Source organism: Cryobacterium sp. TmT2-59, from assembly GCF_004403545.1.
GTDB classification, from domain to species: domain Bacteria; phylum Actinomycetota; class Actinomycetes; order Actinomycetales; family Microbacteriaceae; genus Cryobacterium; species Cryobacterium shii.
This window is the reverse complement of record NZ_SOGM01000078.1, coordinates 26,785-47,257: the sequence shown is the minus strand read 5'-3', so window position 1 is coordinate 47,257 and position 20,473 is coordinate 26,785. Positions and strand designations below refer to the sequence as shown.

20 protein-coding genes are annotated in these 20,473 nt (G+C 67.7%); 6 read left to right on the top strand and 14 right to left on the bottom strand.

The genetic code is table 11. The features are described from left to right. The first annotated feature begins 68 nt into the window (after nt 1–68). Complete coding sequence (locus E3T24_RS12310) at nt 69–1,301, top strand: beta-ketoacyl-[acyl-carrier-protein] synthase family protein (protein ID WP_198419678.1); 1,233 nt, start codon at nt 69–71, stop codon at nt 1,299–1,301. Between the two features lie 49 nt (nt 1,302–1,350). Further along, a complete protein-coding gene (locus tag E3T24_RS12305; protein ID WP_134366019.1) occupies nt 1,351–2,673 on the top strand; it encodes a nicotinate phosphoribosyltransferase in 1,323 nt (440 codons plus the stop codon). 65 nt (nt 2,674–2,738) lie between these two features. Here the strand turns inward: E3T24_RS12305 and E3T24_RS12300 are convergent, their stop codons facing one another. Genes E3T24_RS12300 through E3T24_RS18045 form a run of 3 tightly spaced genes read right to left on the bottom strand, consistent with a single transcriptional unit; the run spans nt 2,739 to nt 6,313 of the window. Next, nucleotides 2,739–3,032 (bottom strand): DUF3039 domain-containing protein, encoded by a 294-nt coding sequence (locus tag E3T24_RS12300; RefSeq protein ID WP_134366020.1) that lies wholly within the window; start codon nt 3,030–3,032, stop codon nt 2,739–2,741. Between the two features lie 48 nt (nt 3,033–3,080). Continuing rightward, entirely contained in the window at nt 3,081–4,655 is a 1,575-nt protein-coding gene (locus tag E3T24_RS12295; protein WP_241978700.1) for a hypothetical protein, read from the bottom strand. Beyond that, on the bottom strand, nt 4,631–6,313 hold the full coding sequence (locus tag E3T24_RS18045; protein WP_241978699.1) for an ABC transporter ATP-binding protein: 1,683 nt from the start codon (nt 6,311–6,313) through the stop codon (nt 4,631–4,633). The genes E3T24_RS12295 and E3T24_RS18045 overlap by 25 nt, the downstream gene beginning before the upstream one ends. Nucleotides 6,314–6,571: 258 nt before the next feature. On the opposite strand from E3T24_RS18045, the gene E3T24_RS12285 reads away from it, so the two are divergent. The 3 genes from E3T24_RS12285 to E3T24_RS12275 are packed head-to-tail and all read left to right on the top strand — an operon-like array spanning nt 6,572 to nt 8,870. Continuing rightward, nucleotides 6,572–7,264 carry a phosphocholine cytidylyltransferase family protein gene (locus E3T24_RS12285; RefSeq protein WP_134366022.1) on the top strand — a complete coding sequence of 231 codons (693 nt, stop codon included), beginning with the start codon at nt 6,572–6,574 and terminating at the stop codon, nt 7,262–7,264. A gap of 59 nt (nt 7,265–7,323) precedes the next feature. Then, on the top strand, nt 7,324–8,124 hold the full coding sequence (locus tag E3T24_RS12280) for an ABC transporter permease (protein WP_241975892.1): 801 nt from the start codon (nt 7,324–7,326) through the stop codon (nt 8,122–8,124). Further along, nucleotides 8,124–8,870, top strand: a complete 747-nt coding sequence (locus E3T24_RS12275; RefSeq protein WP_134366023.1) for an ABC transporter ATP-binding protein — start codon at nt 8,124–8,126, stop codon at nt 8,868–8,870. The genes E3T24_RS12280 and E3T24_RS12275 overlap by 1 nt, the downstream gene beginning before the upstream one ends. Here the strand turns inward: E3T24_RS12275 and E3T24_RS17425 are convergent. Beyond that, complete coding sequence (locus tag E3T24_RS17425) at nt 8,857–9,162, bottom strand: helix-turn-helix transcriptional regulator (RefSeq protein WP_160141025.1); 306 nt, start codon at nt 9,160–9,162, stop codon at nt 8,857–8,859. The two genes, E3T24_RS12275 and E3T24_RS17425, sit on opposite strands and share 14 nt — an antisense overlap. An 88-nt stretch (nt 9,163–9,250) precedes the next feature. Here E3T24_RS17425 and E3T24_RS12265 point away from each other — a divergent pair, with 88 nt between their 5' ends. Then, nucleotides 9,251–10,159, top strand: coding sequence for a hypothetical protein (locus tag E3T24_RS12265; RefSeq protein ID WP_241975893.1), 909 nt, complete (start codon nt 9,251–9,253; stop codon nt 10,157–10,159). A gap of 42 nt (nt 10,160–10,201) precedes the next feature. Here the strand turns inward: E3T24_RS12265 and E3T24_RS12260 are convergent, their stop codons facing one another. The 10 genes from E3T24_RS12260 to E3T24_RS17540 form a co-directional block, all read right to left on the bottom strand. Continuing rightward, nucleotides 10,202–11,419, bottom strand: coding sequence for an acetyl-CoA C-acetyltransferase (locus tag E3T24_RS12260; RefSeq protein ID WP_174776151.1), 1,218 nt, complete (start codon nt 11,417–11,419; stop codon nt 10,202–10,204). Beyond that, nucleotides 11,416–12,096 carry a 3-oxoacid CoA-transferase subunit B gene (locus E3T24_RS12255; RefSeq protein WP_134366025.1) on the bottom strand — a complete coding sequence of 227 codons (681 nt, stop codon included), beginning with the start codon at nt 12,094–12,096 and terminating at the stop codon, nt 11,416–11,418. The genes E3T24_RS12260 and E3T24_RS12255 overlap by 4 nt, the downstream gene beginning before the upstream one ends. Further along, on the bottom strand, nt 12,096–12,803 hold the full coding sequence (locus E3T24_RS12250; protein ID WP_134404460.1) for a CoA-transferase: 708 nt from the start codon (nt 12,801–12,803) through the stop codon (nt 12,096–12,098). Before E3T24_RS12250 ends, E3T24_RS12255 begins: the two co-directional genes overlap by 1 nt. A 72-nt stretch (nt 12,804–12,875) precedes the next feature. Continuing rightward, nucleotides 12,876–14,177, bottom strand: coding sequence for a hypothetical protein (locus tag E3T24_RS12245; protein ID WP_174776150.1), 1,302 nt, complete (start codon nt 14,175–14,177; stop codon nt 12,876–12,878). 75 nt (nt 14,178–14,252) lie between these two features. Then, entirely contained in the window at nt 14,253–15,152 is a 900-nt protein-coding gene (locus E3T24_RS12240) for a glycosyltransferase (protein ID WP_134366027.1), read from the bottom strand. Beyond that, nucleotides 15,139–15,951 carry a CDP-alcohol phosphatidyltransferase family protein gene (locus E3T24_RS12235; RefSeq protein WP_134366028.1) on the bottom strand — a complete coding sequence of 271 codons (813 nt, stop codon included), beginning with the start codon at nt 15,949–15,951 and terminating at the stop codon, nt 15,139–15,141. The genes E3T24_RS12240 and E3T24_RS12235 overlap by 14 nt, the downstream gene beginning before the upstream one ends. Beyond that, entirely contained in the window at nt 15,948–17,009 is a 1,062-nt protein-coding gene (locus E3T24_RS12230) for a glycosyltransferase family 2 protein (protein WP_241978698.1), read from the bottom strand. Before E3T24_RS12230 ends, E3T24_RS12235 begins: the two co-directional genes overlap by 4 nt. Before the next feature lie 197 nt (nt 17,010–17,206). Further along, on the bottom strand, nt 17,207–18,865 hold the full coding sequence (locus E3T24_RS12225) for a trypsin-like peptidase domain-containing protein (protein ID WP_134434667.1): 1,659 nt from the start codon (nt 18,863–18,865) through the stop codon (nt 17,207–17,209). Between the two features lie 120 nt (nt 18,866–18,985). Beyond that, a complete protein-coding gene (locus tag E3T24_RS12220) occupies nt 18,986–19,858 on the bottom strand; it encodes a hypothetical protein (protein WP_134434666.1) in 873 nt (290 codons plus the stop codon). After that, entirely contained in the window at nt 19,834–20,391 is a 558-nt protein-coding gene (locus E3T24_RS17540; RefSeq protein WP_174776551.1) for a hypothetical protein, read from the bottom strand. Before E3T24_RS17540 ends, E3T24_RS12220 begins: the two co-directional genes overlap by 25 nt. Nucleotides 20,392–20,473 lie beyond the last annotated feature (82 nt).

Here is a 20,473-nt window from a genome sequence, read left to right as displayed (position 1 = left end):
GGGTGCCGCCAACCGACGAGATCCGCACAAAGATGGCGTCACATTCGCCGTTTGAGGAGATGATCACCGTGAATGATCGAGTTGTAATCACCGGGCTGGGCGCCTTGACGCCGCTGGGGAACAATTGGCGCGACACGTGGTCAGGCCTCACCAACGGGCGCAGCGGCGTCGCCCGGATCACCCAGTTCGATCCCACCGGTCTGCCGACGCAGATCGCCGGCGAGGTGAAGAACTTCATTCCGGCCGACCATATGGCCGTAAAGCAGGTCAAGCGCGCCTCCCGGTCCTCGCAGCTCGCGATCGCCGCGGCCCGTGAGGCGGTGGCGGATGCCGGCTTCGGCACCTCGATGGAAGGGATCGACACGGCTGTCGTCGTCAACAGCGCCGTCAGCGGTTTCGCGGAGATCCAGGAAGCAACCGAGCTCGTCAACTCCGGAGACTCCCGGCGCATCCCGCCGCGCTTCGTGCCCTCCGCCCTGCTGAACATGGCCGCCTGCGAGGTCGCGATCGACCTCGGCATCCACGGCCCGGTCAACGCGAGCGCCCTGGCCTGCGCCAGCGGGGCCTATGCGCTCCTCGAAGCCCGCACCATGCTCATCATGGGCGACGCCGACGTCGTCATCGCCGGCGGTGTCGAGGCCGCCATCACGCCCGTCATGTTCGCCGGACTGAACGCCATGCACGCGGCCTCCACGAACAACGACTCGCCGGCCGAGGCCTCCCGCCCATTCGACGCCGACCGCAACGGACTCGTCTTCGGGGAGGGAGCGGTCGTCTTCGTGATGGAGCTGCTCTCCCACGCCCGCGCCCGCGGTGCCCAGATCTACGCCGAGGTGCTGGGCGGCGCCCTCACCAGCGACGGCCACAGCATCGTCGCGCCCGAACCCACCGGCAAATTCGCGAGCCTGGCCATGACCCGCGCCCTCATCAAGTCGAAGCTGAACCCGAGCGACATCGACATGATCTGCGCCCACGGCACCTCCACCCAGGCCAACGACCGGGCCGAGACCTCGGCGATCCGCCAGGCGCTCGGTCAGGCTGCCGATTCCATCGCCGTCACCGCACCCAAATCGATGACCGGCCACATGATCGGGGCCGCGGGCGCCCTCTCCGGCCTGCTCTGCGCGCTATCGATCCGCACCGGAATCACCCCACCCACGATCAACTACACGACCCCCGACCCGGACTGCACGCTCGACTACGTGCCCAGGGTGGCCCGGGAGAAGCCGGTGAAGTTCGCGCTGGCCAACGCCTTCGGCTTCGGCGGCCAGAACTGCATCGTCGCCTTCGGGGCGCTGTAAGCCGAACTCTTTGACGAGGCCGAGTCAGGCCGAGGGATAGGCTTTCCGAGTGACCGAATCCTCAGCGTTCCGCACCGACCGTTACGAGCTCACGATGGTGGATGCCGCGATCCAGAGCGGCACCGCCGATAGGGAGTGCCAGTTCGAGGCCTTCGCACGCCGACTGCCCTCCGGCCGCCGCTACGGCATCGTGGCCGGCACCGGCAGGTTGCTCGAACTGATCCGTTCGTTCCGGTTCGAGGATGCCGAGCTCACCTGGCTGCGTGACAATAAGGTGGTTCGCGAGCCCACCCTCGACTGGCTCGCGAACTACGCCTTCCGAGGCAACATCTGGGGCTACCAGGAGGGCGAGGCGTACTTTCCCGGCTCCCCCCTGGTCACGGTCGACGGCAGCTTCGCCGAGTGCGTGATCCTCGAGACCCTCATCCTCAGCGTGCTCAACTACGACAGTTCCGTGGCCAGCGCGGCCGCGCGGATGGTGTCGGTGAGTCTGGGCAGGCCCCTGGCCGAGATGGGATCGAGGCGCACGGGCGAGTACTCCGCCGTGGCCGCCGCCCGTGCCGCCTACATCGCCGGGTTCGCCTCGACCAGCAACCTCGAAGCCGGACGCAGCTGGGGTGTGCCCACGATGGGCACGGCCGCCCACTCCTTCACCCTCCTCCACGACAGCGAGGAAGACGCCTTCCGCGCGCAAGTGGCCGCTTTCGGCCCGGCGACGACGCTGCTGGTGGACACCTTCGACGTCGAGAAGGGCATCCGGCTGGCGGTCGACGTGGCCGGCCCGGAGCTCGGGTCCATCCGCATCGATTCCGGCGACCTGCCGACCGTGGCCGCGAGCGCCCGCGCCCGGCTGGACTCGCTCGGCGCCGTCAACACCCGCATCACGGTCACCAGCGACCTCGACGAGTACTCCATCGCGGCGCTGTCCGCATCGCCCGTCGACGCTTTCGGGGTGGGCACCTCGGTCGTGACCGGATCCGGGTCCCCCGCGGCGGGCATGGTCTACAAGCTGGTGGCCCACCGGGACGACGCCGGTGAATGGGTCTCGGTCGCCAAGACGTCTCCCGCGAAGATCTCGGTCGGCGGGCGCAAGCGGTCCGTGCGGCAACTCGACGCGGCGGGGATCGCCCGCGCCGAGGTCGTCCTGATCGGCGAGGATCCGGCGGATGCCGCCCCGCCCGCCGAGCCGGAGGGGCGGGACCGCGTACTGCTCGTGCCGCTGGTGACCGCCGGCGTGTTCGACGACCGCTACCTCGGAACGGCCGGAACGTTGCTCGCCCGCGCCCACCACGCATCCGTCATGCAGGAACTGCCGATGGAAGCGTTCCGCCTGGGGCGCGGAGACCCCGTTCTGCCGACCCTGTACCGCTAGAACCGTACCGCTAGGGCCCTACCGCTCCGCCAGGGCCGTACCGCCGCACGGTCAGCGCTTGGGGGTCAGGAGGCCTTCATCTTCTCGTAGATCGCCTTGCAGGTCGGGCAGACCGGGAACTTCTCCGGGTCGCGTCCCGGCAGCCACTTCTTGCCGCACAGTGCCTTCACCGGCTTGCCGGAGATGGCGGACTCGAGGATCTTGTCCTTGGGCACGTAGTGCGAGAAACGTTCGTGGTCGCCCGGCTCGATTTGCTCCCGGTTGAGGAGTTCTTCGAGTTCGCGGTCCAGCGTGGATGTGCCGCCGCCGGCGCCGGGGCTGCCGGGTTCTGCGATGCTCGCACGGAAGTCTTCAGTCATGCCTGACATTCTAGGCAACCCCGCTCGGAAACGGCAGGGAGCACCGGGTCAGGCGCGGATTGCTGAGGCGAGCATCTCCGGGCCCCGTCGATCAAACGCCCGCGAGCCCAGCCAGACCCCGAGAGTCAGGGTCAGGATGCCCACGCCCACGCCCAGCAGGAGGGCCGGCAGATGCCAGATCGGGCTGACGAAGACCCCCAGCAGTCCGCAGGCGATGGCCGGGAGGGACAGGGCGATCGAGCCGGCGAACGTCAGGGACTGGATCAAGGCCGCCGGAGTATCCGATGCCTGCGGCTGGGAGAAGGGGCTGTCTCCGGGTTTCGTCGCCGGGTACGGGAACCGCGCTGAGGCGTAACTCGAGAAGCCAAGCCCGGTCAGCAGGATGCACGTGCTCACTCCCAGCACCGAAGGCAGGGCGGTCCAGTCGCCGTAGACGGAAATGCTGATCGCCGACCCGATGCCGATCAGGGGGATGCCCACCATCAGGGCCGGAACGAGGCGGCCGAGCCGGTCGGATAAACCGCGGGTGCCGGAAGCCACGTGCAGCCAGACGGCGGTGTGGTCGAAGGCCACGTCGTTGTGCAGCGTCCAGCCCAGGAAGACGCTCATCAGGGGCACCGGGAGCAGTGCGAGGTAGGACAGGGGGATCCCGGCGAAGTTCAACGGGATGATCACGAGCACCGGGATGATCGGAATCATGATCAGCGACATCCAGTACCGCGAGTCGCGGCGCCAGTAGGTGAGGCTGCGGGCGGCGATGGCGCCGACGGGCGTGTGCGGCATGCGGTCGAACCACCCGAGACCGCCGTACTGACGAGCCGGGGCTTCCCGACCCGGCGTGACCAGCATCCGGGCGACGAGGCCCTGCCACGCCTGCCACAGCACGTAGACCGTCGCCAGTGCCACGAGGAGCTTCAGGAAAGCCGTGCCCCAGGAACCCGTCGCCGCGTCTCCCGGAACGGCCCAGGCCGCGCCCAGCGGCGTCCAGCCGAGAATCGCGGACAGCCCTCCGAGCAGGTCGAGGCCGTACTGTTCCCAGTCGAAGTTGAGGGCCAGGAGCACGACGGGCGCGATCATGACCAGCACCAGCACGCCGATGATTCCGGTGAACTCGCGCGACCGGCGGGTCGCCAGCAGGAATGCGGCCAGGGACGTGCTGACCCGCGACGCCAGCATGCACGTGGCCAGCAGCACAGCGGCGGACACCAGGGCCAGGAGTGTCTCGAGGATGCCCCGCGACCAGGTCACGACGGTGCCGAGAAGAACCAGAGCCAGTACGAACGCGGGCACCCCGATGACCGAGGACACCGCCAGTCCGAGCGACAGCTGCCGATTCGGAATGCCCATGATCGCGAACTTGCGCGGGTCCATCGCGTCGTCGACGCCGAACACGAGCGGGACCAGCAGGAAGCCGAGCATGACGAATGCCCCGCAGACGACCATGCCGTCGCGGATGGCCTCGACGTCACCGGTGAATCGCAGCCCCACCAGCAGAACCAGAAGGCCCAGCGCTAGGACGAGCCCGTACAAAAGCCCGATCGCGATGCCCACGATCTGCCAGGGGCTGCGCCGGAAGAGATTGGCGAGCAGACGGAGTCTCAGTCCGAGAAACTGTGCAACCACTCCATGCCCTCCGCCACTTTGCGACCGCCGGCCAGTTCGATGAACCGTTCCTCGAGCGTCGACTCACCGCGCACCTCGTCAACGGTGCCGGACGCCAGAACGGCACCCTGCACGATGATGGCCACATGGTCACAGACCCGCTGGATCATGTCCATACCGTGACTGGAGAGCACGACCGTGCCCCCGCTGGCCACGTACTTCTGCAGAATCTCGGTGACGTTGACGGCCGAGACCGGGTCCACGGATTCGAACGGTTCATCGAGTACCAGCAAGCGTGGCGAGTGGATCATGGCGCAGGCCAGGGCGATCTTCTTCGTCATACCGGCCGAGTAGTCGGCGACCAGCCGGTTGAGAGCCTCCTCCAGCCCGAAGGCCACGGCCAGGTCCGCCGAACGCTTCCGCACCGTCACGGCATCGAGCCCGCGCAGAACTCCGGAGTAGTAGATGAGCTGGGCGCCGGTCAGCCGGTCGAACAGCCGCAACCGGTCAGGAAGCACTCCGATCAGGCGCTTGGCTGCGATCGGACTCCCCCAGACGTCGATCCCGTTGATCGTCACTGAGCCTTCATCCGGCCGCAGCAGGCCGGTGATCATGGACAGCGTCGTGGTCTTGCCGGCGCCGTTGGGCCCGACGATCCCATAGAACGATCCGGTCCGCACCTCGAGGTCGACCCCCGCCACGGCGACGGTCTGGCCGAAGCTCTTCCGCAGGCCGCTCACGGCCAGGACGATCGGCGCCGCAGGGTCTGTGGGCGCGACCGGTGCGACCGCGGACTTCCGGGGCGTGCGGTTGGATGCGGGACGCTTCGGCTCCGCGACGACTGGCTCAACGACGACGGACTCAACGACGACGGACTCAACGGCATGGGGGTCGGCAACAGGTTCAACGACGGGTTCGACGCGAACGGGTGCCACCGCGACCAGCGGCACGTCCGCGGCGAGGGGCACATCCGCCACCTCGAGTGCAAGCGGCACGTCCGCGACAAACGGCACTCCGTCGACGACGGATGCCGCGGCCCCGGCCGACGAGTCGTCGCCGCTTCCGGCAGGCTCCGGAACCAGCCGACCGGTCGACGCCTGGAGCGCAGCCGCGCGAACGGCTGCAGCCTTCGCCGCACTGGCCTTGGCGGCGCTGGCTTTGGCTGCGCTGGCCTTCGCCGAGCTGGTCTTGGTGGCCGTGGCCTTGGCCGCGCCGGCCCGTGCCACGCCCGATTTCACGGCGGACTCCGACTTCGCCGCCGCCGTGCGGGCGGCGGTCGCCCTTGCCGCGGCCGTCCGGGCGGACGGTGTCCGGGGAGTGGCCGCCGGGGCGGAGGAGACGGCTTCGCCCGCCGCCGACTCGCGGGCGGGAGTCGACGCCCCGACGGCCTTCGTGGGCCTGGCCCTGGCCACCGGCTTCTTCGGCGCGGTGAGCGCGGAAGCGGGAGCGGAATCGGCACCGAGATCCGCCGCGGCTGCCCTGGCGGAGGCGGTGGTGGGGCGCGCTGTGGCCGGACGGGGGGTACCCGGCGTGCGCGCCGGGGCCGTTCTGACCGTGGATTTACGCACCGGCATCTTGCGCACAGGCAGGGTCGCCGTGGCCTCTGATTCAGCGGAAACCTGCCTCGGTACTGCAGTCCTCGGCTCGCGGGGCTCGGAATTGGGGGGCACGTCAGTCACCTCGCTAACCTACCAAGGACCGTCTGACACCGCAGGTTTGGGGGGTCAGCCAAAGACACATTCTGCGGTGCCCGGGACACCGGTCGGGTCACGAAAGCAACACGTTACGAGCATGCTCTTCCCCCGGATATGGCCCTTAAGGTATTCTGAAGCGGGCATAACGGTGTGTCTATACGTGACCTTATGGGTGAACCCTAGACAAACTCTGTCCCACTACGAGTGTTGTCTCGGTCCCAAAACTTTTTGAAGGAGACAATCGTGACCACTCAGGTAGTCATTCTGGCAGCAGGCATGGGCAGCAGACTCGGCCGTTCGCTCCCGAAGCCGCTCACCGAACTCAACGACGGTCGAACGATCATGCAGCAGCAGTTCGACAACATCGGGCACGCCTTCGGCAAGAAGGCCAAGGTCACCATCGTCGTCGGCTACAAGCTCGAGCACATCATCGAGGCCTTCCCGCAGGCATCCTTCGTCTACAACGAAGAATACGACCAGACGAACACGTCGAAGAGCCTGATGCGTGCCCTGCAGGCCTCCACCACCGGCGGAGTGCTGTGGATGAACGGCGACGTCGTCTTCGACCCCGCCATCCTCGATCGCGCCGCCGCCATGGTGGCTCGCGACCAGTCCTTCGTGACCGTCAACACCTCCAAGGTGTCCGACGAAGAGGTCAAGTACACGACCAGCGCCGAGGGCTACATCAAGGAACTGTCGAAGACCGTCAAGGGCGGCCTCGGCGAAGCCGTCGGCATCAACTACATCTCCAGCGCCTACAAGGCCGTTCTGCTTCACCACCTGACGAAGGTGGGCGACCAGGACTACTTCGAGCGCGGCATCGAACTTGCCATCGAGAAGAACAACCTGCTGGTCGAACCGCTCGACATCTCCGACTTCTATGCCGTCGAGGTCGACTTCGCCGAGGATCTCGAGCGGGCCAACCTGTTCGTCTAGGCCTGTTCCTCCAGGCGTTGGCACCTGGGGCCGCGTCTTGCGGCCCTACGATAGAGCGCGTGAGTAGTTACGCGGAAGTGCGCCCTGAGCAGCGCACGTCTTCCGCCCGATATCGTCATTCCCTCTGGTTGCTCACTCAGCGGGACCTGCGCGTGCGGTATTCGACGTCGCTGCTCGGCTACTTCTGGTCAATCCTCGACCCGCTCGTGATGGCCGGGATCTACTGGTTCGTTTTCACGCAGGTCTTCCAGCGCGGCGTGGGCAACGAGCCGTACATCGTGTTCCTCCTCGCCGCCCTGCTGCCCTGGATGTGGTTCAACGGCACGGTCTCCGACTGCACCCGGGCGTTCCTTCGGGAAGCAAAGCTCATCCGGTCGACGAGGATCCCCCGCACGATCTGGGTCAACCGGCTGGTTCTCTCCAAGGGGATCGAGTTCCTGGCGTCCATTCCGGTACTGGTGCTGTTCGCGGTCTTCTCCGGCGCGCAGATCAACCTCGACGCCGTCTTCTTCCCGCTGGCCATCCTGATCCAGGCGGTGCTGACTGTCGGGGTGGGCCTCATCGTCGCTCCGCTGGTGGTCTTCTTCCGCGATCTGGAGCGCGCCGTCAAGCTCGTGCTGCGTTTCCTCTTCTACGCCTCCCCGATCATCTACGGCACCACCGACCTACCGGAACAATTGCAGTTCTGGGCGGCATTCAACCCGCTCAGCGGCATCTTCAGCCTGTATCGCGCAGCGTTCTTCCCTGGGCAGCTCAACTGGGCCGTCGTCGGTGTCAGCGCCGCAATGTCGCTTGCGCTGCTCCTGGGCGGGCTCGTTGTCTTCACGCGCACGGAGCGCGCAGTCTTGAAGGAGATCTAGTGCCGGCACCGGTGATCACCCTGACGGGGGTCGGCATCCGTTTTCGACGCAATCGGCGCGGCCGCCGCACGTTCAAGGACATGTTCGCCGGCAGCAAGCGGCGGATCCGCCCAGGCGAGTTCTGGGCGCTGCGGAACGTGTCCTTCTCCGTGCAGCGCGGCGAGGCGATCGGCGTGGTCGGTCGCAACGGCCAGGGCAAGTCCACCCTCCTGAAACTCGTCACCGGCGTCGTGCTGCCCGACGAGGGCACCGTGCACGTGACGGAGGGCGTCGCCCCGCTGATCGAGATCACCGGCGGGTTCGTCGACGACCTGAGCGTGCGCGACAATGTGTACCTCACAGCGGGCCTGCACGGCATGACGAAAAAGCAGATCAACGTGCGCTTTGACGAGATCATCGAATTCGCCGAGATCGCCGATTTCGTCGACACGCCCTATAAGCACCTGTCCAGCGGGATGAAGGTGCGCATCGCTTTCGCCGTCATTTCCCGCCTCGAGGAACCGATCCTCCTCGTCGACGAGGTACTCGCCGTGGGCGACAAGGCCTTCCGGGAGAAATGCTACCGGCGCATCGAGGAGCTCCTCGCGGGCGGACGGACACTGTTTTTCGTCTCGCACAACGAACGGGACCTACGCCGGTTCTGCACCCGGGGTCTGTACCTGGACAAGGGCAAGCTGGTACTGGATGCGCCCATCGACGAGGTCCTGGCGCTGTACAACACCCAGTACGGCATCAAGTCGGCCTGATCTGGCCCGTCCACGTCGAGCCGGTCGACCGCGTGAGACTGTCGCGTGTGGGCGGCAACTGCTCGGCGCTGAACCCGGTCATCAAATCGCCTGGCTCCAGGCCGAGCACCGTTGCGAGCCGAATCAGCGTGTGAAACGTCGGATTGCCGTGACCGCGGTCGATACGCGCATAATTCGACACGTTGAGCCCGGCCAGGAGCGCCACGGCCTCCTGATTGAGGGCGAGCTGGCGTCGCCGGCGCCGTAACCTCAGTCCGAGGATGCGCGATGCTTCCGATTTCGGGTCAGACATCCTCCCTGTATAGGCGCGCCCGGCGATTCCCACCAGTGGCCCATCTGAGACACGTAAACTCATCGAGAATTCGAAGGAGCGTGCTCTGATGGCCAGAAAGCCACAACCAATGGTGTCGACAACGGGCGGTCTGCCCCAGGGCGGGCAACTGCCGTCCGGAGTCATCGCGGGCTTCGACCGTGTGATGGCGATCCACCGCCCGGCCGTGCTGGCGCACATCCGCGCGATCCGCCGGCGGTCCCCTCACGCGACCCCGGTCGAGATCATCGTCATCCTCGAACGGCGCTATGTCGCCGCCGTCACCACCGGCGGCGCGGCCGTCGGCGCGACAGCGGTCATCCCGGGCGTGACCACCGGCATCACCCTGGCCCTGTCCGGGGTGGAAACGGCCGGCTTCCTCGAAGCGACGGCCCTGTTCACCCAATCGGTGAGCGAGGTGCACGGCATCGCCGTCGCCGACCCGGAACGCGCCCGCGCCCTGGTGATGACGATGATGCTCGGACACGAAGGATCGGAACTCGTGCGCCAGCTGGCCGGCCAGGCCACGGGCAATGGGGCCGCGCGCAACGTCTACTGGGGCGAACTCGTCACCACCAGCCTCCCCCGAGCCATCATGGGGCCGCTGACGGACCGATTGAAGAGCAGCTTCCTCCGGCAGTTCGCGGCCAGGGGCGGGGCCAGCTTCATCGGAAAGGCCCTCCCGTTCGGTGTCGGCGCGATCGTCGGCGGTGCCGGCAACAACATCCTCGGCAAGCGGGTGGTGCAGACCTCGCGGATGGCATTCGGCCTGCCGCCGGCCGGCTTCAGCCCCGACCTCGACCCGAAAATGCCGGATCTCGTCGTGGGCGAAGGCACCGCGGCGCGCCGGATCGCCGTCTTCAACCGCAGGACCCTGTCCGGGCTGTCCGGCCGGCTGTCCCCGCGGCGACGGATGCAGCCCGCGCGAGGTCCACAGGAACCGGCCGGCAATCCCGCGTCCGGCCCAGCCCCCGTGTAGCGAAATCGAAAGGCCTGGCCTGGTCCCGGTCGTGCGCCCCGGTCACACCCGTTCGAAGACGGCGGCCAGGCCCTGGCCACCGCCGATGCACATGGTTTCGAGCAGGAAACGGCCCTCCGTGCGCTGCAGCTGCCGGGTGGCCGTTGCGAGGATCCGCGCGCCGGTGGCGCCCACCGGGTGGCCGAGGGAGATGCCGGAGCCGTTCACGTTGGTGCGGTCCCAGTCGGCGTCGGTGAAGTTCCATTCGCGCGAGACGGCGAGAACCTGCGCGGCGAAGGCCTCGTTGAGCTCGATCAGGTCGATGTCGGCGAGTACGAGCCCGGCGCGTTCAAGTGCCTTCGCGGTGGCGGGCACCGGGCCGAGGCCCATCCGCGACGGGTCGACGCCGGCCCGGGCCCACGACCGGAGACTCACGAGCGGTGTGAGTCCGAGTTCGGCGGCGCGCTCGGGCGTGGTCACGATGCAGGCGGCGGCCGCGTCGTTCTGCCCGCTGGCATTTCCGGCGGTGACAGTGGATGCCGCATCCGTGGTCAGCAGGATGGGGCGCAGGCCGGCGAGGGCCTCACGGCTGGTCGCGCGGGGGGTCTCGTCGGCCGAAACCACAACAGCGCCCTTGCGACCGGGCACGATGACCGGGACGATTTCGTCGAGGAAACGACCGTCTGCGACGGCGGCCAGCGCACGCTGCTGGGAGCGCACGGCGAGTTCGTCCTGTTCGACGCGGTCGATTCCGTAGTCGCGGCGCAGGTTCTCGGCAGTTTCGAGCATGCCGCCGGGAACCGGGAAACGCCGACCGCCGGCGGTCTCTCGGCCGCGGCCGAGTGCGTCGCGCAGCAGCATTCCGGCGGTGCCACCCACGCCCCAGCGGGAATCGACCGTGTAGAACGGGGCCTGGCTCATCACGTCGACGCCGCCGGCGATGGCGAGGTCGCTGGCGCCGGTCTGCACCTGCATGGCGGCGTCGAGGACGGCCTGCAGACCGGAGCCGCAGCGGCGGTCGACCTGCACGCCGCCCACAGTCACCGGCAGGCCCGCGTTGAGGGCAGCGACCCGGGCGACCGGTGCGGCCTCGGCGGACGGGTAGGCCTGGCCGAAGATGACGTCGTCGACGAGCGCGCCGTCGAGGTGGGTGCGTTCGAGCAGCGCGGCGATCACCGCCGCGGCGAGGTCGGCGGGCGCCACGGTCTTGAAAGCTCCGCCGAAACGACCGATGGGGGTGCGGAGCGGTTCGCAGATGACGACCTCGCGCAGCGCGGTCATCCGGCGACCATTTCGGTGAGCAAGGTGCGAATCGTGAGCGGCGGCCCTGGCACGAGCAGCGTCGCCTCGGTGGCGGCCTGGACCTCGGCCACGGTGACGCCCGGCGCGAGTTCGCGCAGCACGAGTCCGGCCGGGCTGACATCGATCACGGCGAGGTCGGTGATGATGCGGGTCGCGACGGCCTTGCCGGTGAGCGGCAGGTCGCAGGCCTTTTTGATCTTGAATTCTCCGGTCTTGGTCAGGTGTTCCATGACGACGAGCACCGTGTCGGCACCGTGCACGAGGTCCATCGCGCCGCCCATGCCCTTGATCATCTTGCCGGGCACGGCCCAGTTTGCGATGTCGCCGACGACAGACACCTGCATGGCGCCGAGCACGGCGACGTCGATCAGGCCGCCGCGGATCATGCCGAAGCTCTGTGCCGAGTCGAAGTAGGCGGCGCCGGGGTTGACGGTGACGGTTTCCTTCCCGGCGTTGATGAGTTTCGGGTCTTCCTCGCCCTCCCAGGGGTACGGGCCGACGCCGAGCACACCGTTTTCGGAGTGCAGAACCACGTGCACACCGTCCGGCAGAAAGTTGGGGATGAGTGTCGGCAGGCCGATACCGAGATTGACGTAGGAGTCGGGGGCAAGTTCCTGGGCGGCCCGGGCCGCCATCTCGTTGCGGGTGAGGGCCATCAGTTCGCTCCGGTCTCGTCCGGGGGTGAATGCGCCACGGCGGATGCCGACGGCCGTGGCCGCGTCGTCGTCTTCTCGATCGGCAGATCGGCGGCGTCCACCGCGCCGAGCTGCACGATGCGGTTCACATAAATCCCGGCGAGGTGCACCTGGTCGGGGTCGATCTCACCCGGTTCGACCAGTTCGTCGACCTCGGCAATGGTGATGCGACCGGCCATGCCGGCGACCGGGTTGAAGTTGCGGGCCGATTTCTCGAACACGAGGTTGCCGTGCCGGTCGCCCTTGGCCGCGCGCACGAGGGTGTAGTCGGTGACGATGGCCTCTTCGAGCACGTACTCCTTCTCCCCGCCGCGCAGGGAGGAGAAGGTGCGGGTCTGCTTGGGCGGGGACGACACCGTCACCTCGCCATCCGGCCCGTAGCGCCAGGGCAGGCCCCACAGCTTCATGCCGAGCGAGTACTGTCCGTTGTCGTGCTTGGTCAGGCCGCCCCAACCAACCCACTCCGCGACCAGCCGGTGCGTGGTCGAAAGCGGCAGGCCGGCCCGCTGGGCGATGGCCGTCAGCGTCAGGGTGAGCGAGGTCGCCCCGGCGGGCGCGGTGAACGCGTCGAGAATGGCGAAGAGTCGGGCCGCGACGGAACGATTGTCGACGGCGACCGGGGCCGACAGCCCGTCCGCCGCCGTTGTGTGCGCTGGTTTTCCGCTCATACCCCGACACGCTAGCGCGATCCACCGACAACTTCCACTGGATGGAAGTCCAGGGTGCTGCCGGCACGCAGACTAGAGAAGCTCGATGTCCGGGCCGTCGTCCGCTGACAGAGATCCCTGCGCCGACGACGCCTCGATGTGGTCGGTGCGCGGGTTGGCCGTGTCGAAACGATCCCACTCGTTCATCAGGTGTTGCACGGCGACGTGGAAGCGCTCCGTCGCGACCCCGGGATTCGTGTCGCCGAAGTAGCGCTGCACCCAGACCGTGAGCCTGGCTTCCGCCGCATCGTCGTGGGTGAGCTCGTCCAGGACCGCAACGATATTCCCGGTCTGGCCGTCGAACAGCCACTCGCAGTCCGAGAGATAGCCGCTCGAGTCGATCTGCGCGCTCGGGTCTGCCGGGCGGGTCACCATCAGAGCCTTGCCCGTGGCAAGCCGGTCGTAGACCATGGCGGAGATGTCGACGATCGCGATATCCGCTGCCGACAATTGCCAGCCCAGTTCGGGGCCCGAATCGTAGATGTGTCCGGCGGACGCGTCTCGCTCGTTCGCGGCCGCGATGGCAGCAATGATCTGCTTGTTGGCCGCGCCGTATGCGCTGTCCACGACGCCGCTACGCGGGTGAGGACGGTAGATGACCCGGTGACGCCCGGAGGCGAGGAGAGCCGCGACGAGGTCGACACCGTGCGTGGCGATGGAGCCGTATGCGGCGGACGGGCGGTCCCCCTCCCAGGTCGGTGCGTACAACACGACCTGGCGCTCGTCGGGGGCGATGGCCGTGGTCCCGGAGTAGTGGTCGGCCTGCGGACGCCCGATCCTGATGGCCCGCTTGTCGAAGTCGTAGTCCCAGAGCACCTTGCCGAGACGGGCGAGGGCGGCCTCCCCCGCGACGAAGGCGTAGTCGTAGGCCTTGATCTGGTTGGTCACCATGTACATCTTGTCGCTCTCACCATGGTTGATGAAAACGTGCCAGCAGCGACCGTAACGCATCATCTGGAAGTTGCGTGAGTTCTGGTTGACGTAGAACACGATGCGGATATCCTGCTCGGCCAGCACACGCTCAAGGTCGGCGACCCGCCTCACGTAGGCCACCGGCACCGGGGATTCGTCGATCAGGGGAAGGGCTCCCGCTCCGTTGCGACTGAGCACGAGCACCGGCCAGGTCTCGGCGAGCTTCGCGAGGGGTTTGTACCACTGGCGCATCTGGTAGAGGTTGACCGGGCCGTCGGCGAAGTAGACGGCGATCTTGAAGTGCCGCCCCGGCAGCGGCTCCCGCGTGGCCAGGCGGCCGTTCAGCAGTCGCTGTGCCCTGCGGGACGCCGTGACGTCCTTGACCAGCTTGAATCCAAGCCTGACGTCTCGTTGTATACCCACGGGTCAAGAGTACCTTTCGATGCCGATTCGACGATGCCGCCTGGCCCCCGAACGGGACCGATAGCAGGCGGATCGTTAGACGACGGGAGGGCGCCCGGCCAGGGACATCCGCCATACCGTGCGTGCGCGGAGGGGGCGTCGCCCGCCCGGGGATGTGGCCCAGCCTTCGCGGAATCCACCCAGCCAGGCCCGGAGGGCGGTGGGGTTGCGGGCCCAGCGGACCAGTTGGATCAGCAGCCAGGACCCGGCGTACACGGGGATCAGGGGCGCCGGAAGATTGCGGCGGGCGAGCCACACGCGGTTGCGCGCGTTGAGGCGGTAGTAGTCGGCATGCCGGGTCGGCTGGATCACCGGGTGGTTCGCCACGAGGTTCCCGGCGTACCAGGCGCGGAAGCCCTGGTCCCAGACCCGCCACGCCAGTTCGATGCCCTCGTGCGCGTAGAAGTAGGGTTCCCCCCAGCCGCCCGTGGCGTCGAAGACGGCCCGAGGAAGGAGCACGGCGCCTTCCCAGACCGAGAAGACGTTGCTCGACGCGGTGGCCTCGCCCTTGCGAATGCGCGGAATCCACCGCCTCGGTGACGCGATCCCGGCGGGATCGACGACCCGGGGCTGCAGCAGGCCGATGGTGCGGTCTGCCCTCAGCATCCCGATGGCGTCGACCAGGAATAGGGGGTCGGGAATGCTCGCATCGTCGTCGAGGAAGAAGAGGTACTCCCCCGCGACCTGCGAAACCCCGCGATTGCGCCCCGCCGGAATGCCCAGGTTCGTGGGCAGCCCCAGAGCCTTGACTCCGGAGGGCAGCCCGGTCGGCTGCCATCCGTTGCCGACGCACACGATGTCGAGGCGAACGTCCTGCTGCAGGAGCAGGCTCCGGATGCCGCGCTCGAGATCGTCCGGCCGGGTGCCCTGGGTGAGCACCACCACTCCGACCGTCGGCAGGGTGGAGTCGACGGGCGAGGCGCTAGGACCGGACACGCTTGGACGCCATGATGGCCACGAAATGGCCCACCAGCGAAATGAAGGCCAGCGGGACCAGGGTGGCCAGCAGCACGCGGTCGACCACGGGCTCGCCGATGAGTGTGCCGATGACCGCGGAGGCGAAGATCAGGATGGTGAGTTCGACCGAATGGTAGAGGCGGTGGAACGGCAGGAACCGGGCCAGCCTGCGGGCCTTGGCGATCAGGCTCGAGGTGGGGGTCTGCTCGTGTTTCCGGTCGGCGAGCTTGGTGAGTCCGGCGTTCGCGCGAGCCACATGCACCATGTCGTTGAGCGCCTTGTTCAGCACGATGATCAGCGCGAGAAGCAGTGCGAGGGTGGTCCACAGGAAGTCGGCCGGGGCCTCGAACGGGTAGAACGCGGCCCGGATGCCCAGGGCGATGGGGATGAGCGCCTCGGTCGTGTAGTGCCCGACCTTGTCCAGGAACACTCCGGCCGGTGAAGACTGCCGGCGCCAGCGGGCGACCTCCCCGTCGGAGCAGTCGACCAGCATCTGCAACTGGCCGAGGAGGAGCGCCAGCAGCGCGCCCCAGATGCCGGGGATGAGCAGTGCGGCAGCGGTGGACCAGCCGACCAGGATCATCAGCCCGGTGACGCCGTTCGCCGAGATGCTGGTCTTCAGCAGCATCCAGGTCAAATACGGGGAGATATCGCGCAGATAGAGCGATGCCGTCCAGTGCTCGGCATTCGCGCGCAACCTCACCTCGGGCGGCTGCGCCACCTCACGCAACTCCGCGATCGAGGAGGGTCGAGTCGCCGCTGGCGTCCCTGACGTCATAGTTGCCTCCCGGTGTGGGCCGTGATGTTGGTGGTGAGTTTCAGGTATCCGAGCAGGAATCCGATGCCCCAGCAGAAGTGAATGCACGGCAAGACTACGAGAAACCACAGCGCGGCACGAAACCCGTCCGGTCGCGTGACGGCAACCGTGGCCGCTGCGACGATGAGCAGGTAGGCGACGGGCACGAGCAATCCGAGGAGCAGCCACGGCGCCCCTCCGGTCAGGAGCTGCACCAGGCCACCCAGACCGGCGAGGAGTCCGAGCACGACGCCCAGCACCATCACGGGCGGGGCGAAGTAGCGGATGCCGTTGGATTCCGGGTACCGCCGGGCGAGCTCTCCACGCCACAGGCCGGTGGACACCATCTGCCGGGCCAGGCGGGACAGGCTCGGGCGCGGGCGGTAGACCACCCGGAGCCGGGGCGTGAACCAGACCGTGCCGCCCTGCTCCCGCAGGCGCCGGTTGAGCTCCCAGTCCTGACCCCGTTTGATGCCCTCGTCGAAGAGGCCGACGCGCACGATGCTGTCCATTCGGAAACAGCCCAGGTACACGGTTTCGGCGGGCCCTTCGGGGCCGCCGACGTGGAGCGGCGTTCCCCCAAGGCCGATCTTCGTGCCGTAGGCCCGTGCGACGGCCTTTTGGAACGGGCTCTCGCCCTGGGCGTCCATGACGCCGCCCACATTGTCGGCGCCGGTGCGCTCGAGCGTCTCGACGGCGATCCGGGCGTAGTCCGGGGGCAGGACTGAGTGGGCGTCCACGCGGATCACGACGGGATAGCTCGAGGCCCGGATGGCGATGTTGAGGCCGGCCGGGGTCGACCCGATTTCATTCGCCACGATCCGGATGCGCGGATCGACAGCGACCATTTCCTCGACCAGTTCGGTGGTGCCGTCGATGCTCGGACCGAGGGCTACGGTGACCTCGAACGGCCCCGTGTAGTCCTGGCGGAGGAGGCTGGTCACGGCGGCCCGAACGTGCGTCACATCGTTCAGCACCGGCATCACATAGGAAACCCCGAGCAGGGACGTGCCTCCGGCAGAGGGCTCCTGGCTGATCATATTTCCATTCTTCTGGAGGGATGTCTGAGCCTACCAGCCGTGCCTTTCCGGCCCGCATCGGGCCGATTCCCGCCCGTCCGGGTGCGCGTCAGACGCGGCGCGGGGCCCGGCGCGGGCGCGGCGCGGACAGCAAAAAGAGCTGCGCCGCCGGTGCATGACCGGCGGCGCAGCTCTTCGTTCGCTGGAAGGAGCGGGGGCTAGCTGGAGAGGGCACCCACCGTGACGGAGACGGTGACGGACTTGCCGTCACGCACGTAGGTCAGTTTGGCTTCGTCGCCAGCCGCGAGGGCGCGCACCTGGGCGGTGAGGTCGTTCGCGTCGGTGATGGGCACGCCGTTGAAGTTCGTGACGACGTCACCCTTCTGGAGGCCGGCCTTCTGCGCCGCCCCACCGGAGGACACCTCACTGATCAGGGCCCCCACGGTGTCGCTCTGGCCGGTTCCGGCCGCGCTGGTGACACTCGCGCCGAGCAGGCCGTGCGTGGCCGTGCCGTTCTTGATCAGTTCCTCGGACACGCGCTTGGCGAGGTTGGACGGGATCGAGAACCCGACTCCGATGTTGCCGGCGGCGGACGAGGACGATCCGCCCGCGTTGGCGATGGCCACGTTGATGCCGATGAGCTCGCCCTTGGCGTTGAGGAGGGCTCCACCGGAGTTGCCGGGGTTGATGGCGGCATCCGTCTGGATGACCGACAACGAGATGCTGCCGCTGGTGGTGGGCGCCTGCTCCTGGCTGCCGTTCTTGTCGGGCAGATCGAAGAAGAAGGGGCTCTGCTGGTCGTTGGGGGCGGTGTTGTCCTGCGTATCCGGTGCGGCCGAGGAGGCGATCGAGATGCTCCGGTTGAGCGCGCTGACGATTCCGTCGGTGACTGTGCCGGACAGGCCGAGCGGGGCTCCGATGGCGATGGTCGTGTCGCCGACGTTGAGCTTGCTGGAGTCGGCCCAGTCGATCGGAGTGAGGCCTTTCGCGTCGGTGAGCTTCACCACGGCGAGGTCGGAAACCGGGTCGGTGCCGACAATGGTGGCCGCGTAGAGCTTGCCGTCGTTGCCGGTGACCTGGAGGGTCGCGTCGGCGGCCGCGCCGTCGAGGGTGACGACGTGCGTGTTCGTGAGCACGTAGCCGTCCTGGGTCAGCACCACACCTGAACCGGTTCCCCCGGAGCTGCCGCTGCTCGCGTCGATGGTCACGACGCTGGGCGAGGCCTTGGCCGCGACCGCGGTGATCTGGTTGACGCTGTCGGTGTTGTTGACCACGACGCTCTGCGGGCCCGTGGCCTGGTCGGCCGGGATGCCGCTGCTCTGGTTGGTGAGCACGAACGCGGTGACTCCGGCGCCGGAGGCGCCGCCGAGGAGCGCGCCGATGGCGAGGGCGGCGATCAGCGCGATGCTGCCCTTGCTTCGCTGCTGGTCCTTCTGGGGAATCCCCCCGGCCTGCTGGTTCGGGTAGCCGTTTTCGTGGGCGTAGGTCTGCGGAGCCCCGTTCGGCGCGTAGTTCGGGGTGGAACCGGCCCCACCTGGCAGCGGACGCCCGAACGCATCGGTGGCGTAGGCGAGGGTGGGCTGGGCGACAGTCGCTGCGCCGGCAGGCGCGGCGGCTGGCCCTGCTGCGGCAGGCGCTGCGGCAGGCGCTGCGGCAGGCGTGGATGCGGGCTGGATGACCTCGGTCGACTGGTCATCGGCGGCTCGGCCCGGCGTCGAGGCCGGAACAGTGGGGCCGGCGGCGGGTTCTGCGGAGGACGAAGAAGTCGTGGAGGCATCCGTCGCCGACGTTGTTTCGCCGACGGAGTTCACTTCGAACGGAACTGAGCCATGCGGGTGATCGGGCGTCTTGCCGGGTTCCTGGGTGTTGTCGGTCATTGGGTGCTCCTTCCAAGCGATGTCAGCTTCGCTCCCGAACCTGAGCGAAAGGTATGTGGAGGCTGGGAGCATTCAATGATGAGGCCGTGACCTTGCCCTGCTTCTCGGCACCGCACGCGCTCAGCAGCCCGGTCCCGCGGGAGTGCGGCTGCATTCGCGATCGACGAGCACGGTTCTGGCGTCGCCGATTACCACGCTGATCGGGCTTCCCGCTACCGGGAGCGTCCCCTGCACCCCGCGCCAGTCTCGGCCGGCAAACCGGTACTCGGCGGAGTAGACAACAACCACGCTCACGGAGTGAACCCCGGATTTTCGGAATTCGTGACTGGTGGGCGTGTCGGAGAATTCGGGCTGGCCCAGGTCCGCCCAGGTGGCTCCACCGGAGGGCGAATCCAAGGTCGAGCCGTAACCGAAGTTCCAGCGGTAGCCGACCGGGGTGAAACGCACCTCGGCCGGAAAATCGAGCAGCAGTCCTGACCGACCGTGCACGGATGCCGCGGCGATGAAGTTCGCCGGAAGCCCGATCACGCTCCACCCGTCCGGCTCCATGCTCTGGGTGGGTTCCGCCGGCTTGAAGTTGACCAGGTCGCTGAATCGAACGACGAGGTTCGGATCGCAGGGAGCTCCCGGATCGCAGACAACCGTGAAACCGTCCCGCACGACGACCACAGAGGGGGAGGTCGGCGCTGCCCCCGGTTGGCCGCCGGGGCCTGTGCCGGGGCCTGTGCCGGATTCGGCGTCAGATCCGCTGTCTGATCCGGCGTCGCCGCCGGCTCCGTTCGCGCTGCCGGATTGATCTCCCCCGCCGCCGCTGTCATAACCGGCAGACAGGTCGACCCCGCCGTCGTTGATGGCGCCCGATGCCTCACAATCGCCCTGTGCAGCACCCCATCCGACGCAGGTGGCCCCGCCCATCCCAAAAGGCCCAGTGAGCATGGGAGCGGATGGGAGCACGAGCGCAAGCGCCATCAGCAGAAACTTGTGCCGGACCATGACTCTGATTTCTCCACCAGGAGGCGAGTACGGGCAGGATCATGAACGAAATCGACCTGCAATGGCAGTCTCAAAACTCTGTCCTGCGGGGCCTTGCTTGCACCGCTGGCATCGACTACGTCGGACCCTTGAATATCGAGACACAGGTAAGTGGCTACCTTCCCACTCGTCAAATCTGCCTCCTGAATCGTTAACGAATCGAAGGACAGCGCCCCGACGCCTCGCAATCCCCCCTGAGCAATACCGTTCAGTGAGCGAATTTCGGCGTCCAAGGCTTCTCCAGTCGCAAAATTTTCCATACGCTCTGGATAGGCACCGCCTTCATGCGCGATTTGTGTCGACATTGCCTGGTACGCCGCATAGGCCTCCGTTGCCGCGGCGAGAGCGTCGGCGTCGGAGGCGAAGACGGGGGCATCCGTTGTGGCGGTTGCGGATGGTTTCGGGGTGGGCGTCGGCGCGCAACCGGCGAGCGCCGGGCCTCCGAGGAGCACCAGGGCGCTGAGGGTGAGCAGTGCGCGCGTCACGGTCCGCATGCGGCCACGTTAGGGCACCGAGCGCGTTCCCGCTCGAACTGTCCACAGGGAGCGCGGGGCATGTCGTAGCTTGTAGGGATGC

What these genes read in the sequence shown, in the direction of transcription:
- E3T24_RS12300 (WP_134366020.1), bottom strand. Translation starts at nt 3,032, where the DNA reads ATGACTGAAGACTTCCGTGCGAGCATCGCAGAACCCGGCAGCCCCGGC.
- E3T24_RS17425 (WP_160141025.1), bottom strand. Translation starts at nt 9,162, where the DNA reads ATGTCTGACCCGAAATCGGAAGCATCGCGCATCCTCGGACTGAGGTTA.
- E3T24_RS12265 (WP_241975893.1), top strand. Translation starts at nt 9,251, where the DNA reads ATGGCCAGAAAGCCACAACCAATGGTGTCGACAACGGGCGGTCTGCCC.
- E3T24_RS12260 (WP_174776151.1), bottom strand. Translation starts at nt 11,419, where the DNA reads ATGACCGCGCTGCGCGAGGTCGTCATCTGCGAACCGCTCCGCACCCCC.
- E3T24_RS12255 (WP_134366025.1), bottom strand. Translation starts at nt 12,096, where the DNA reads ATGGCCCTCACCCGCAACGAGATGGCGGCCCGGGCCGCCCAGGAACTT.
- E3T24_RS12250 (WP_134404460.1), bottom strand. Translation starts at nt 12,803, where the DNA reads ATGAGCGGAAAACCAGCGCACACAACGGCGGCGGACGGGCTGTCGGCC.
- E3T24_RS12235 (WP_134366028.1), bottom strand. Translation starts at nt 15,951, where the DNA reads ATGACGTCAGGGACGCCAGCGGCGACTCGACCCTCCTCGATCGCGGAG.
- E3T24_RS12230 (WP_241978698.1), bottom strand. Translation starts at nt 17,009, where the DNA reads ATGATCAGCCAGGAGCCCTCTGCCGGAGGCACGTCCCTGCTCGGGGTT.
- E3T24_RS12225 (WP_134434667.1), bottom strand. Translation starts at nt 18,865, where the DNA reads ATGACCGACAACACCCAGGAACCCGGCAAGACGCCCGATCACCCGCAT.
- E3T24_RS12220 (WP_134434666.1), bottom strand. Translation starts at nt 19,858, where the DNA reads ATGGTCCGGCACAAGTTTCTGCTGATGGCGCTTGCGCTCGTGCTCCCA.
- E3T24_RS17540 (WP_174776551.1), bottom strand. Translation starts at nt 20,391, where the DNA reads ATGCGGACCGTGACGCGCGCACTGCTCACCCTCAGCGCCCTGGTGCTC.